The organism is Comamonas piscis, from assembly GCF_014109725.1.
Lineage (GTDB): Bacteria > Pseudomonadota > Gammaproteobacteria > Burkholderiales > Burkholderiaceae_C > Comamonas > Comamonas piscis.
The window spans coordinates 1,051,912-1,064,658 of record NZ_CP058554.1 but is presented as its reverse complement, the minus strand read 5'-3'; the positions used below and the strand labels follow the sequence as shown (position 1 = coordinate 1,064,658).

11 protein-coding genes are annotated in these 12,747 nt (G+C 63.8%); 3 read left to right on the top strand and 8 right to left on the bottom strand.

Annotation, left to right across the window (positions count from 1 at the left end; translation table 11 throughout):
• The first annotated feature begins 52 nt into the window (after positions 1-52).
• Positions 53-487 carry a Cd(II)/Pb(II)-responsive transcriptional regulator gene (cadR, locus tag HS961_RS04835; RefSeq protein WP_182326627.1) on the top strand — a complete coding sequence of 145 codons (435 nt, stop codon included), beginning with the start codon at positions 53-55 and terminating at the stop codon, positions 485-487.
• A gap of 80 nt (positions 488-567) precedes the next feature.
• On the opposite strand, the gene HS961_RS04830 is transcribed toward cadR, so the two are convergent.
• The 4 genes from HS961_RS04830 to HS961_RS04815 all read right to left on the bottom strand — a co-directional run bounded on the left by HS961_RS04830 (position 568) and on the right by HS961_RS04815 (position 7,059).
• Positions 568-912: a DUF4148 domain-containing protein gene (locus HS961_RS04830; RefSeq protein WP_182326626.1), complete on the bottom strand. Its 345-nt coding sequence runs from the start codon at positions 910-912 to the stop codon at positions 568-570.
• 197 nt (positions 913-1,109) lie between these two features.
• Complete coding sequence (locus HS961_RS04825) at positions 1,110-4,289, bottom strand: CusA/CzcA family heavy metal efflux RND transporter (RefSeq protein ID WP_182326625.1); 3,180 nt, start codon at positions 4,287-4,289, stop codon at positions 1,110-1,112.
• Positions 4,290-4,301: 12 nt separating this feature from the next.
• Complete coding sequence (locus tag HS961_RS04820) at positions 4,302-5,714, bottom strand: efflux RND transporter periplasmic adaptor subunit (protein WP_182326624.1); 1,413 nt, start codon at positions 5,712-5,714, stop codon at positions 4,302-4,304.
• A 4-nt stretch (positions 5,715-5,718) separates the two neighbouring features.
• On the bottom strand, positions 5,719-7,059 hold the full coding sequence (locus HS961_RS04815; RefSeq protein ID WP_182326623.1) for a TolC family protein: 1,341 nt from the start codon (positions 7,057-7,059) through the stop codon (positions 5,719-5,721).
• Between the two features lie 212 nt (positions 7,060-7,271).
• On the opposite strand from HS961_RS04815, the gene HS961_RS04810 reads away from it, so the two are divergent.
• Together HS961_RS04810 and HS961_RS04805 are read left to right on the top strand one after the other, a co-directional pair.
• Positions 7,272-7,961, top strand: a complete 690-nt coding sequence (locus HS961_RS04810) for a heavy metal response regulator transcription factor (protein ID WP_166656436.1) — start codon at positions 7,272-7,274, stop codon at positions 7,959-7,961.
• A complete protein-coding gene (locus tag HS961_RS04805) occupies positions 7,958-9,319 on the top strand; it encodes a heavy metal sensor histidine kinase (protein WP_182326622.1) in 1,362 nt (453 codons plus the stop codon). The genes HS961_RS04810 and HS961_RS04805 overlap by 4 nt, the downstream gene beginning before the upstream one ends.
• Positions 9,320-9,374: 55 nt before the next feature.
• On the opposite strand, the gene HS961_RS04800 is transcribed toward HS961_RS04805, so the two are convergent.
• The 4 genes from HS961_RS04800 to HS961_RS04785 all read right to left on the bottom strand — a co-directional run bounded on the left by HS961_RS04800 (position 9,375) and on the right by HS961_RS04785 (position 12,726).
• Positions 9,375-9,911, bottom strand: coding sequence for a hypothetical protein (locus tag HS961_RS04800; protein ID WP_182326621.1), 537 nt, complete (start codon positions 9,909-9,911; stop codon positions 9,375-9,377).
• Positions 9,912-10,592: 681 nt separating this feature from the next.
• Entirely contained in the window at positions 10,593-11,174 is a 582-nt protein-coding gene (locus tag HS961_RS04795) for a sugar O-acetyltransferase (protein WP_182326620.1), read from the bottom strand.
• A gap of 83 nt (positions 11,175-11,257) precedes the next feature.
• Positions 11,258-11,722 carry a D-aminoacyl-tRNA deacylase gene (gene dtd / locus HS961_RS04790; RefSeq protein ID WP_182326619.1) on the bottom strand — a complete coding sequence of 155 codons (465 nt, stop codon included), beginning with the start codon at positions 11,720-11,722 and terminating at the stop codon, positions 11,258-11,260.
• Positions 11,723-11,781: 59 nt separating this feature from the next.
• Positions 11,782-12,726 (bottom strand): cation diffusion facilitator family transporter, encoded by a 945-nt coding sequence (locus tag HS961_RS04785; RefSeq protein ID WP_182326618.1) that lies wholly within the window; start codon positions 12,724-12,726, stop codon positions 11,782-11,784.
• Between the last annotated feature and the right edge of the window lie 21 nt (positions 12,727-12,747).

Sequence of the window (12,747 nt, the reverse complement as noted above, 5' to 3'; positions counted from 1 at the left end):
ACAATGTCAAGCCTGCATCGCTAGACTCCCTGAAGACCATGAGGGCAATGCCATGAAAATCGGTGAACTCGCTACCGCCTCCGCCACGCCTGTGGAGACCATCCGCTACTACGAGCGCGAAGGGCTGTTGCCACACCCTACCCGCACCGCCAGCAACTACCGCGTGTATGAAGCGCAACACCTGGAGCGGCTGCAGTTCATCCGCAACTGTCGGGGGCTGCAGATGTCGCTCGACGAAGTGCGTGAGCTGCTGCGCTACAAAGATGAACCTGCCCAGGACTGCGCTGAAACCGTCGACAAGCTGCTCGAAGCGCATATTGGCCATGTAGCGCTGCGCATCCAGGAGCTGCGCGGTCTGGAGGCGCAGCTGATCGCCCTGCGCGACCGCTGCCGGGGCAGCGAGGATGTAGAGCACTGCGGCATTCTGGCCGGCCTGGCCGAGGCGCCAGTGGAGCCGCCGGTCAAGCAGCACCTGCATGTGCGCTAGGCGCTAGACGTTAGGCCGTTGGAGATCGAATAGCGAAAAAAAGGTGGCACCTGGCGCCACCTTCTGGATCACTGCAGCGCTTAGCCACGGAACATTTGCAAGCGAGCCTTTCGCTCCGCCGGCGTCTCGCGGGCATATTCATCAATGACTTGCTGGCGCGTCTTGGACGATCCCGAGGTATCGGGCATAGGAGGGTAGTTGCTGCTGCGCAAGGCGTTGGGGCCGCGCTTTTGCAGCGCCTCGGACGTTTCGGCCTGCACCTGCGCGCGGCTCTTTCCGGGCTGGGCATGCGCGGGGTAGAGCTCGTAGCCCTTTTCCGTTGGGGCCGAGTGCACGGTCGTGTTGGCCGATGCGCTGTTCAACATGCCCAGCGACATGGCTGCAAAAGTCAGGGACAACAGGGTGGAGGTGCGTGCTTTTTGCATGGTTGCAATGCCTTTCATGAGGGTGAAAATACTCTCGCTGCGACTGCATTCGAGACTGCTCCATTGTTGAAAAAACACGCTGACCAAAGCCCCACAGCAAGATGACATTGCTGCAATGCGCGGGCCGCTTAAATGGCAGATACAACAAAGCCATGGCGGGTTAGGCCATGGCTTTGCTGTCACTGAGCTAGAGCGGCTCAGGCCGGGTGCGCAGCGGGCTTTTCAACGCCCTCTTTGTCATCCAGCTCGTCTTCTGAGAGATCGCGCCGATGCACCAGGCGGTACAACAGCGGCAGCACCAGCAGGGTCAACATCGTGGACGACAAAATGCCGCCAATCACCACAGTGGCCAGCGGCCGCTGCACCTCGGCACCCGTGCCGGTCGCAATGGCCATCGGCACAAAGCCCAGTGATGCCACCAGGGCCGTCATCAGCACGGGGCGCAGGCGCGACAGGGCACCCGTTTGCACGGCATCGGGCACGGCCATGCCGCCCTCGCGCAGCGCGCGGATCGACGAGATCATCACCAAGCCATTCAGCACGGCCACGCCAGACAGGGCGATGAAGCCAATCGCTGCCGAGATCGACAGCGGAATATCGCGCAACCACAGCGCCAGAATGCCGCCGGTCAGCGCAAACGGGATTCCGGTAAAGACGATCAGGCCATCGCGCACGTTGTTGAACATCGCAAACAGCAAGGTGAACACCAGCAGCAGGGCGACGGGCACCACAATCTGCAGCCGTTGCTGGGCCGATTGCAGGTTCTCAAAGGTGCCGCCCCAGCGCGTCCAGTAGCCACTGGGAATGGACATGGCGCTCAGGCCCTGCTGCGCCTCTTGCACAAAGGAGCCGATATCGCGGCCGCGCACGTTGGCGCTCACCACAATGCGGCGCTTGCCATCCTCGCGGCTGACCTGGTTGGGCCCGGGCGATAGTGTAAAGCTGGCCAGGGCCGACAAGGGCACAAAGCCCTGGCGGCTGCCTTCTTGCGGCGGCAGTGCAATCGGCAGGCGCTCCAGTGCGGCCAGGTCGCTGCGCACCGACTCGGGCAGGCGCACCTGGATGTCAAAGCGCCGGTCGCCTTCAAACACCGTGCCGGCCTCCTGGCCGCCCACCGCCGTGGCAATGGTCTGCTGCACATCGCCCATGTTCAGGCCATAGCGCGATGCCTTTTCGCGATCCACCTGCACTGTCAGCATCGGCAGGCCGGTGGTCTGCTCCACCTTCACTTCGGACGCGCCTTGCACCTTCTGCAGCATGGCAGCAATCGATTGTGCGGTGCGCTCCAGCACCTGCATATCGTCGCCAAACACCTTCACCGCTACATCGCTGCGCACGCCCGATATCAGCTCGTTAAAGCGCAGCTGGATCGGTTGCGAGAACTCGTAGTTGCTACCCGGTATCGCTTCAACCACCTCTTGCACCTGGGCCAGCAGGTCCTCGCGGCTGCGCTTGGGATCGGGCCACTGCGCACGCGGCTTGAGCATGATGTAGCCGTCCGAGATATTGGGCGGCATGGGGTCCGAGGCAATCTCGGCCGTGCCGGTGCGGGCAAACACCCGCTCGATCTCAGGCACCTGGTCCTTCAGTGCGCGCTCGATCTGCATCTGCATCTCGAGCGATTGCGTCAGGCTCGTGCCCGGCACGCGCAGCGCCTGGATCGCAAAGTCCCCCTCGTTCAGATTCGGCGCAAACTCGCTGCCCAGGCGCGATGCCAGCAGCAGGCTCAGGGCCACAGCCACCGCAGCTGTCGTCAGCACCACCACCGGCATGCGCATCACCCGCAACAGCAAGGGCTCATAGGCCTTGCGCGCCCAGGTCATCAGGCGGTTTTCCTTCTCGCCCACCTTATTGCCGATGAACAAGGCAATCGCCGCCGGGATAAAGGTGATGGACAACACCATCGCGCCCACCAGGGCCAGCACCACGGTCAGCGCCATAGGGTGGAACATCTTGCCCTCCACCCCCGTCAACGCAAAGATCGGCAGATAGACCACCATGATGATCAGCTGCCCGAACAGCAGCGGACGGCGCGATTCCTTGGCGGCCGCAAACACCTCATGGAAGCGCTCGCTGCGCGAGAGCGGGCTGCCCTTGCGCTCCTGCGCATGCGCCAGGCGCCGCACGCAGTTCTCCACAATCACCACCGCCCCGTCGATGATGATGCCGAAATCCAGCGCGCCCAGGCTCATCAGGTTGGCGCTGATACCGTACTTCACCATGCCGCTAAAGGTGAACAGCATCGACAGCGGAATGATCAGCGCGGTGATCAGCGCAGCGCGGATATTGCCCAGAAACAAGAACAGCACCACCACCACCAGCGCCGCGCCTTCGACCAGGTTTTTCTTCACCGTCGCGATGGCTTTTTCCACCAAGGTGGTGCGGTCGTAGACCGTGACCACCTTCACCCCTTCGGGCATGTTTTTGCGGATCTCGTCCATGCGCGCATCCACCGCCTTGGACACCATGCGGCTGTTCTCCCCGATCAGCATGAACACGGTGCCCAGCACCACCTCACGGCCGTTGTCGGTGGCAGCGCCGGTGCGCAGCTCGCGGCCCAGGCTCACCTCGGCCAGGTCGCGCACGCGCACCGGCTGGCCCTGGGTGGTGGCCACAATCACCTCCTGGATGTCCGCAATGCCCTGCACCTGGCCAGGCGCACGGATCAGGTACTGCTCGCCCTCGCGCTCGATATAGCCGGCTCCCACATTGGTGTTGTTGCTCTGCAGCGCCGTCACCAGCTTGTCCATCGAGATGCCATAGGACGCCAGCTTGTCCAGGCGCGGCGCTACCAGGTACTCCTTGGCAAAGCCGCCAATCGCATTGATCTCGGTCACGCCGGGCACGTTGCGCAGCTGGGGCTTAATGACCCAGTCCTGGATCTCGCGCAGGTCCATCGGGGTGTAGGGGCTGCCATCGGCCTTTTTGGCGCCGTCTTCCGCCTCCACCGTCCACAAATAGATTTCACCCAGGCCGGTGGAGATGGGGCCGATGCTCGGTGCAATTCCGGGCGGCAGCTTCTCCCGCGCCTCCTGGATGCGCTCATTGACCAGCTGGCGCGCAAAGTAGATGTCGGTGCCGTCCTTGAAGATCACCGTGACCTGCGACAGCCCGTAGCGCGACAGCGAACGGGTCTGCTCCAGGTGCGGCAAGCCGGCCATCACCGTCTCGATGGGGTAGGTGATGCGCTGCTCGGTCTCCAGCGGGGAGTAGCCCGGTGCCTGGGTGTTGATCTGCACCTGCACATTGGTGATGTCGGGCACGGCATCGATGGACAGGCGCTGGTAGCTGAAAACGCCCAATGCAGCCATGGCGAAAACCGCCAGGATGACCAGCCAGCGCTGCTCGATGGAAAAACGGATGATGCGTTCAAACATGCGGACTCCCGATCAATGCGCGTGCTCGGCAGATGCCTTGCCCAGCTCGGCCCGCAGCAGGAAGGAGCCTTCTTTGACATAGCTCTGCCCCGCCTTCAGGCCCGATGTGATCTCGGTGGTTTTGCCATCCGTCGCACCCAACTGCACGACCTTGGCCTGGTAGCCGCCCTCAGCCGGCACAAACACCACGCTCTCTTTGCCATCGGGCCGCTGGATCGCCTTGCTGTCCACCGCAATCGGGACGGGCGATTCGCCAGCCAGCACCTCGACATCGACAAACAGCCCCGGCCGCCACACCCCCTGCGGGTTGGCCAGCGCCACGCGGGCGGGTGCCGTGCGGGTTTGCGCGCCAATCAGCGCACCCACATAGGCGATCCGGCCCTCGGCCTGGGAGTCAAAGGCGGTGGCGCGCACGACCACCGGCGCACCCATGCGCACATCGGGCAGCTGCGGCGCGGCCACGCTGATCTCCGCCCAGACCGAGCGCAGGTCCGAGACGGTGAACGATGCCGTGCTGTCGGTCACCGATTCGCCCACGGTCAGGTGCTTCTCCACGACCATGCCGGCCAGCGGCGCACGCAGCTCATAGCGGCTGGAGCCCCCCGCGCCCGCGCCCGCCCCAATGGCGGACAGCTTTTGCGCGGCATTGGCCACCGCAATGTCTGCCTCCTGCAGCGCCTGCCGGGCCGCCTGGTAATCCTGCTCGGCAGAGATGCGCTCCTGCCACAGCTGCTTTTCGCGCTCGTAAGTGCTTTTGGCAAACGCCAGCCGCCGCTGCGCCGTTTGCAGCTCGCTGCGCTGGTCAGATACCGCCGGGCTCTGGATGACGGCCAGCAACTGCCCCTTGGCCACTTGCTCGCCCAGCTGGGCATGGACCGAGGCCACGACACCCGCTACGCGCGGCACCACATGGGCGGTGCGGTCTTCGTCAAAGCGGATCTCGCCAGGCAGCAGTACCTGCTTTTTGAGCGATGCCGGGCCCGCCTGGGCCACCACCACACCGGCTGCCTTCGCCTGCGCTGGGCTCAGCTTGACGAGGCCCTCGCCTGCCTCTTCGCCTTCAGCATGGCCGCCGGCCGCATCGCCATGTGCGTCCTTGCTGCCGGCCTCGGCTTTGTCGGCTTTCTCGGCCTTTTCATCATGGTGTTCGCCATCGGCATGCGGGGCTGCCTCCTGGTGCGCATCGGCTTGGGCGCCCGCTTTGGCACCCGTCTTTGCAGCGGCCTCGCCATGGTGTTCCCCATCCTTGTGGGCTTGCGCATCGGCATGGCCTAACGCGGATGCAGCGGGCGACGCAGCCGCCGCCGTGCCAGGGCCGCGCAACAGGTAGGCGCCACCGGCCACGCCAACGGCGGCAATCACCGCCGCAGCCATCCACTGTTTGGAGGACGCGAGCGAGCGGTCAAATGTTTTTTTCTCGGACATGGGTTCAGGTTCCTGTAGCGGCAGTGGCCAGTGCTGGCGTGCCAAAAATGCGTTCAATCTCGGCGCGGGCGCGGTGCGATGCCATGCGCTGGTCCAGCAGCAGGCGCTGGCTGTCAAACAAGCTGCGCTGGGCGTCCAGCACATCCAAAAAGCTGAACTTGCCCAGCGAGAAGCCACGCACCGCCAGGTCATAGGCCGACTGCGCCGTGGGCACCACCTGGCTTTGCAGCAGCGCCACCTGCTGGTTGCTGCTGAGCCACTGCTGGCGCGCAGCAAACACCTGGGCCTGCAGTTGCAGGCGCTGGTCCTGCAGCAGTTGCTCGGCCTGGTCGACCTTGCGCAGTGCCTGCAGCTGGTTGCCGGCATTGTTGTCAAACAGCGGCAAGGGGATGCTCACGCCGACAAACACCTGGTTGCGGCCCACATCCTGGGCGCGCTTCACGCCCAGGCTCAGGGTCGGATCCTGCACGCGCTTGCTGCGCTCCACCGCCGAGGCAGCGCGGCTTTGCTCCAACGCCCGCCGCGCCAGCAGCATGGCCGGCGCGTCGTCCAGCCGCTGGTCCAGCTGCTCGGCCGTGGGGGCCTGCGCCGTGGCGGCGAAATCTCCCTGGGCCATGCCCAGCTCCGCACCGCGCCCGCCCCACAGCGATGCCAGGTTCTGCTGCGCCACGCCCGTCAACGACCTGGCCTGCTCCAGCTCCAGCGCTGCATTGGCTTGTGCTACCTGGGCACGGCTGGCCTCCAGCGGCGGCACCTTGCCGGCCTGCACCCGCTTGTTGGCGGCATCCAGCGCCTGGCTGGCCAGCGCATGGGTCTGGGTGGCAAAGTCCACCCGCTGCTGGGCCAGCAGCAGCTCGTTAAAGTTGACCAGCACCTGGTAGCGCAAGGCAGCCTGGCTTGCTGCAACGCCCGCCTCTGCAGCCGCCTTTTCAGTTTCGGCCAGCTGCATGCGAGCCTCGCGCTTGCCGCCCAGTTCTACCAGCTGGTTGATCTGCACGGTGTTGGTCCGCGTCTCGCGCCGGGTGTCTTCGATGTTGACCGACAGCTCCGGGTTGGGCCGTGCCTGGCTTTGCAGTACCAGCCCTTCGGCGGCAGCAGCGCCATAGCGCGCAGCCTGCAGACCGGGGTTGGCCGCCAGCGCCTTGTCCCAGGCGGCAGCCAGCGAGATCGATGGCGCCGCCTGCGCAGTGGCCATTGCGGGGGCCTGTCCATCGGCGGCAGGCGCATCGGCATGGGCCTGGGGCGCCAAGGCGCTGGCAACGGCTGCCGCCAGCACCCAGCCGGGCCAGGCTGGCCGTTGGGGAGGGGTGCGGGCCCGATGGGGGCGCAGCGAGGGGGTGGTCATAGGTGCTTCTCCAGTGGTGGCGGACGGCAGCCCCAGAGAGCCCTGGCAGCGCGGGACCAGAACTAGAGCGGCCAGCACCGCAGGCCCCCTGTGCAGGCGGTATCCATATGCGATGCAACGGACTGTAGAAACCGCTGGCGAACACCATGCCGACAGGAAAATGACAAATTTGTAATCCATGCCAGCGGGCGCGATCAGAGACAATGGCCGCCATGAGACTGCTGCTGATTGAAGACGAAGCCAAGCTCGGCGAGTACCTTCGCAAAGGTCTGGCCGAGGAGAGTTACACGGTCGATGTCGCCACCAACGGCATCGATGGCCTGCACCTGGCCATGGAGCTGGACTACGACCTGGTCGTGCTCGACGGCATGCTCCCCGGCATCGATGGCTTTGCGGTGCTGGCGGCATTGCGCCAGTCCAAATCCACCCCGGTGCTGATGCTGACGGCCCGCGCCGATGTGCAAGACCGGGTGCGTGGTCTGCAAAGCGGCGCCGATGACTACCTGATCAAGCCCTTTGCGTTTTCTGAGTTGGTGGCCCGCATCCAGGTGCTGCTGCGCCGCGCGCAGGCCCACCCGGCATCGCCCGAGCCGACCGTGCTGCGCCAGGCCGATCTGGAGCTGGACCTGATACGCCGCAAGGCCGTGCGCGCCGGTGTGCGGCTCGATCTGACGGCCAAGGAGTTCAACCTGCTGGCCTTGCTGCTGCGCCGCCAAGGCGAGGTGCTTTCGCGCACCGAGCTGGCCTCCCAGGTCTGGGACATGAACTTTGACAGCGAGACGAACGTGGTCGAAGTCGCCGTGCGGCGCCTGCGCATGAAGGTGGACCAGCCCTTTGCCACGCCGCTGATCCACACTGTGCGCGGCATGGGCTATGTGCTGGAGAGCCGGGCCCAGCCATGAGCGCAGCGCCAGCCGTACCGCACCTGGGGCGCCGGCTTTCGCGCTGGATGGCGCTGCTGTCCATGCTCGGTCTGGGCGCCGTCAGCCTGGTGGTGTTTCTGGTGTTCGACAGCACCTTGTCGGCCCGCCAAAAGGAGATGCTCGACCAAAAGCAGCAGTCGCTGATGCATGTGCTGCGCGATGACAGCACGGCCCACCGCGACAAGTCCCTGGACCACCTGCTCAGCGATTTTCTGGCAGGCCATGGCGACTATGCGATCCGCGTGGTGGACAACCAGGGCCATGTGCTGTTCGACAGCATCCCGGCCGACTGGAACAGCCACCACACCATGCTGCGCAGTTTTGCGGTTGGCATTACTGCCCCTCAGTACCACCAGGCGCGCGCGGCCACCGCCACCTTGGTGATGGACCTGCGCCCCGACGAGGCCTTGCTGCGCGGCCTGGGCTGGACCTTGTTTGCGGCGATGGTCGCCGGCTCGCTGCTGCTGGCACTGGCGGGCGGCCTGCTGGTGCAACGCAGCCTGCAGCCCATCGAGTCGCTGGTCTCGCAGATCAGCCTGCTGTCAGCCCGGGATTTTGCGCGCCGGCTAGATGGCAGCGGCCTGCCGCAAGAGCTGCAGCCCATCGTTACGCAGTTCAATGCCTTGCTCGACCGCCTGGCCGATGCCTACCGCCAGCTCGAAGCCTTTAACGCCGATGTGGCCCATGAACTCAACACCCCGCTGGCCACCTTGATCTCCAGTACCGAAGTGGTCCTGCGCAAACCGCGCTCGGTCGATGAGCTGCGCGATGTGCTGGAGTCCAACCTGGAAGACCTGCGCCGCATTGCCGGCATGGTGGGCGATATGCTGTTTCTGTCTCGGGCCGACCAGGGCGTGGGCGCGCGCGAGATCGGGGTCGTCAGCCTGGCTGCCGTGGCCCAGGATGTGGTTGAGTTTTATGAGGCGGTTGCGCTCGATGCCGATCTGCGCCTGGAGGTGGTCGGCGATGCCCAGGTGCAGGCCGACGCGCCGTTGCTGCGCCGGGCACTGTCCAACCTGCTCAGCAATGCCACCCGCTATGCGCTGGCGGGCTCGGCCATCCGCATCGACATCCGCACCCGCTGGCAGCATGAGCATGCCCATGCCGTCATCTCCGTCACCAACACCGGGCCCGACATCGCGCCAGAACACTTGCGCCACCTGTTTGACCGCTTCTACCGCGCCGATGCCTCGCGCCACAACTCGGAGCGCAACCACGGCCTGGGCCTGGCCATTGTCAAAGCCATCGCCAAGATGCATGGCGGCTCGGTATTTGCGCAATCCCAAGGGGGCGTGACCACGTTTGGGCTGATCTTGCCGGTGGCAGCAGTGGCTTGACGGTGGCTATCGGGGTGGGTAAATCCGCCGTCCGAAGTGCCCTCAGTCTGTGGACTTACCAGCGGCCCAGCGTTTTATGGCCCACACCCATCACCAGCAAAGCCAGCGCTGCGCCCATCAGCACCAGCTTGATGGTGCTCAATGAGAGCAGCTTGGACCGCTCGGGCTCCAGTGCTGGGGCTGTGCCGACCAAACTGCCTGAAGATCTGCGCAAGCCCTGATCGCCAATGGTTTTGAAACCTTCGGCGGCATGGTTCTGCGCCATCGCCGGTACGCCGCTGCTTTGAACCGTCGAAAAATGATGCTGCCCGGGGACCGCTGCACAGTCAGGGGTGTTTTGCATGAAGCGCGTCCAATGGGATGGATAGCGATCCACATCCGCAACCCGCTGTTTTTTGCAGTCAGAAGCCGCCGTTATTGACATGGACGACAAGGCAGCAGATCGCCCTAGACGGTATTCTGACCATGGCAGGGAGTATGGCAACGGAGTCCCCGCACTTGAATCCAACATCTTCTGCGCCCATATCGGCTGCACTCCCATCAACGGAAAAAAGGCCAGCGACAGTTTGACGAAAAACAGTGGGCTTTTCATGGCTTTCTCCTTCACAGCTTCGGCATATTCCCTGCCCGGGACTGGACGGGGATATTTACATGGATTCCACGGGTGATCTTCTGTAAAAACCTCTTCGGCTCGCTGGACAAGAAGCATTAATGGCGGGTATTGGTGGCGAGACCGACAAATAGAACCAACTCATTGCGATTCGCAGGCAAAAATAAGTACACAAGTGCAGAAATCGCTGATAATGCTCGGTTGAGCTTGCATAGAGCGCACTATGCGCCCGCCTTCCTTCAAAGAAAAATATAAATTTCAAATTTAATTATTAATTAATTTGATAAATATACATCCTCATTTAGCGCTTAAGAGTAATTTAAATAGTGAACTAACGCGTGAATTAAGAGTTTCCAGTGATTACCTCCGCACCTACATCGGCCAAAAACCTAGCTGCCGGTGCGGATGACAGCAATAAGGAAACAGAAATAGCAAAATCCCACATCCGATAAATATTTTCGCGGGGAAAAAGGTGCTGCACTCAGCCCAGTGCAGCTAGTTCGGCGCAGGCAGCAGCGGTGGCGGCTCGGTGATAGAGCCATGGAGAGCACTCAGGCGGTGCCGATGGGCTGAGGATCCTCTGCACATCCCTCGCCAAGCCGTATGGACAGGGATCGCCCGAGCCCGTGTTCAGACCACGGCAGGGAGTTTTGCAGAGGATGCTTAGGCGTACGCGAGGCGGTCTTTGTCCGTAATGGCACGCAGCACGCGCGCCGGGTTGCCTGCACTGACGACGCCTGCTGGCACATCCTTGGTGACGATGGCGCCGGCGGCAACGACGCTGCCCGCACCGATGCTGACGCCAGGCAGCACCTGCACACCCGCACCAATCCAAACGTTGTCACCAATGCTGATGGGTAGCGCAAACTCCAGGCCCTGGTTGCGCCGCTCGGCATCCAGCGGATGGCCAGAGGTGTAGAGGCCGACGTTGGGCGCGATGAAGACGTTGTTGCCGATGCGGACCTTGGCGGCATCGAGGATGACCAGGTTCACATTGGTGTAGAAGTTGTCGCCGATCTCGATATTGAAGCCGTAGTCGCAGAGAAACGGGCCATCAAACACGGGATTGCGGCCCAGCTTGCCCAGCAGGCCGCGCAAGATCACTTCGCGCTCGGCACGTTGGTGCGCCCCTATTTGCTGGAAAGCAAACAGCTTTTCCTTCGCGGCATCGCGCAGTTGCAGCACGCTGGGGTCGTGGTTGGCGTCATACAGCAGGCCGGCAGCGGCTTTTTCCATCTCGGTCATCGGTGTCTCTCGTCCTCTCGATTGCAAAGGGACCGAGTCTACCCACCACGACCCGCCGCACCATCACCTTTCTGAGATGGGCTTCAGGCCCCTACCGCCGCAGCCGCCGGCGCTATGCGCAGGGGGATCGTCACCGGCCCGTCGTTCATCAGGTAGACCTTCATGTCCGCGCCAAAGCGACCTGTCGCCACCTCCGGGTGCAACGCACGGGCCTGCGCCACGACATAGTCGTACAGGCGCTCTCCATCGGCCGGAGGGGCGGCCTGGGTAAAGCTGGGGCGGTTGCCGCCGCTGGTGTCTGCCGCCAACGTGAACTGGCTCACGATCAGCAGGCCACCGGCCACATCGACCACGCTCTTGTTCATCTTGCCGGCATCGTCCTGGAAGATGCGCAGCTTGAGCATCTTGGCCAAAAACTTGTCGGCTTCCGCCTGGCTGTCGCCGCGCTCGGCACAGACGAGGGCCAGCAGGCCATGGCCAATCTGGCCGATCACCTGGCCATCTACTTCGACACGCGCTTCGCGCACCCGTTGCAATACGCTGATCATGGGAGGCTCTTTTTTCGGTGAGGTTGCGGGCGCAGGCACAGCAGCCCGGGGTTCAAGATTTAGACGGCAGGCTGTTGCTGCACGGTCTCGGTCTGGGTTTGCACGCCCAGAGGCAGCACTTCCATGCTGATGCGTGCCTGCGGCAGCGTCTGCAGCAGCGCGGCTTCCAGCTGCATGCGCAGCTGGGTGGCATGGGCGAGGGTCCAGTCGCCGGGCATGTGCAGGTGCATATCGATAAAGTGCAGCGCGCCGGCGCGGCGGGTGCTGAGCTTGTCGCAATGCACAGCGCCGCCGGTTTCGGCCTCAAAAGCGCGCACGCAGGTCTCGATGCTGGCAAGGGTTTCCGCATCAATGGACTCGTCCATCAGCCCCTGGGACGAGCGCCAGACCAGCTTGCCACCTTCTTTGAAGATATGCAGCGCCACCGCAATGCCGAGCACCGCATCCAGCCAATGCCAGCCGGTCAGCATCGCCAGCAGCAAGCCAGCGACCACGCCGACCGACGTCCAGACATCGGTCATCAGGTGGCGGCCATCGCCCTCCAGCGCCATGGAGTGGTGTACCCGCGCCGCCCGCAGCATGACAAACGCCAGCCCACCATTGAGCGCCGTGCTGAGCATGGACAGCACAATGCCCCAGCCCAGCTGCTCCAGCGGCTGGGGGTGAAGCAGGCGATCCACCGAGGCCCAGACAATGGCCATCGCCGCACCAAAGATCAGCAGGCCCTCAAAGCCGGCCGAGAAGTACTCCGCCTTGGTGTGGCCATAGGGGTGGCCCTCGTCCGCCGGGCGCTTGGCAATGGTGACCATGCCCAGCGCAAACAAGGCGCCCACCAGGTTGACCAGCGATTCCAGCGCATCGGACAACAAACCCACCGAGCCGCTGACGGCCCAGGCGCTGGTCTTCAAGGCAATGGTGGCAATGGCCACCACCACCGAGATGCGCAACAGGTTCTCAGGCGTCGTCCAGCGGCTGTGTGCGGCGACGGATAAGGCGGGCTTCATGGCGTGCGGGGTGGGGCCTCG

Coding starts and splice junctions, on each gene's coding strand:
- dtd (WP_182326619.1), bottom strand. CDS start 11,722: ATGATCAGCGTATTGCAACGGGTGCGCGAAGCGCGTGTCGAAGTAGAT.
- HS961_RS04785 (WP_182326618.1), bottom strand. CDS start 12,726: ATGAAGCCCGCCTTATCCGTCGCCGCACACAGCCGCTGGACGACGCCT.
- cadR (WP_182326627.1), top strand. CDS start 53: ATGAAAATCGGTGAACTCGCTACCGCCTCCGCCACGCCTGTGGAGACC.
- HS961_RS04815 (WP_182326623.1), bottom strand. CDS start 7,059: ATGACCACCCCCTCGCTGCGCCCCCATCGGGCCCGCACCCCTCCCCAA.
- HS961_RS04825 (WP_182326625.1), bottom strand. CDS start 4,289: ATGTTTGAACGCATCATCCGTTTTTCCATCGAGCAGCGCTGGCTGGTC.
- HS961_RS04800 (WP_182326621.1), bottom strand. CDS start 9,911: ATGAAAAGCCCACTGTTTTTCGTCAAACTGTCGCTGGCCTTTTTTCCG.
- HS961_RS04830 (WP_182326626.1), bottom strand. CDS start 912: ATGCAAAAAGCACGCACCTCCACCCTGTTGTCCCTGACTTTTGCAGCC.
- HS961_RS04805 (WP_182326622.1), top strand. CDS start 7,958: ATGAGCGCAGCGCCAGCCGTACCGCACCTGGGGCGCCGGCTTTCGCGC.
- HS961_RS04820 (WP_182326624.1), bottom strand. CDS start 5,714: ATGTCCGAGAAAAAAACATTTGACCGCTCGCTCGCGTCCTCCAAACAG.
- HS961_RS04810 (WP_166656436.1), top strand. CDS start 7,272: ATGAGACTGCTGCTGATTGAAGACGAAGCCAAGCTCGGCGAGTACCTT.
- HS961_RS04795 (WP_182326620.1), bottom strand. CDS start 11,174: ATGACCGAGATGGAAAAAGCCGCTGCCGGCCTGCTGTATGACGCCAAC.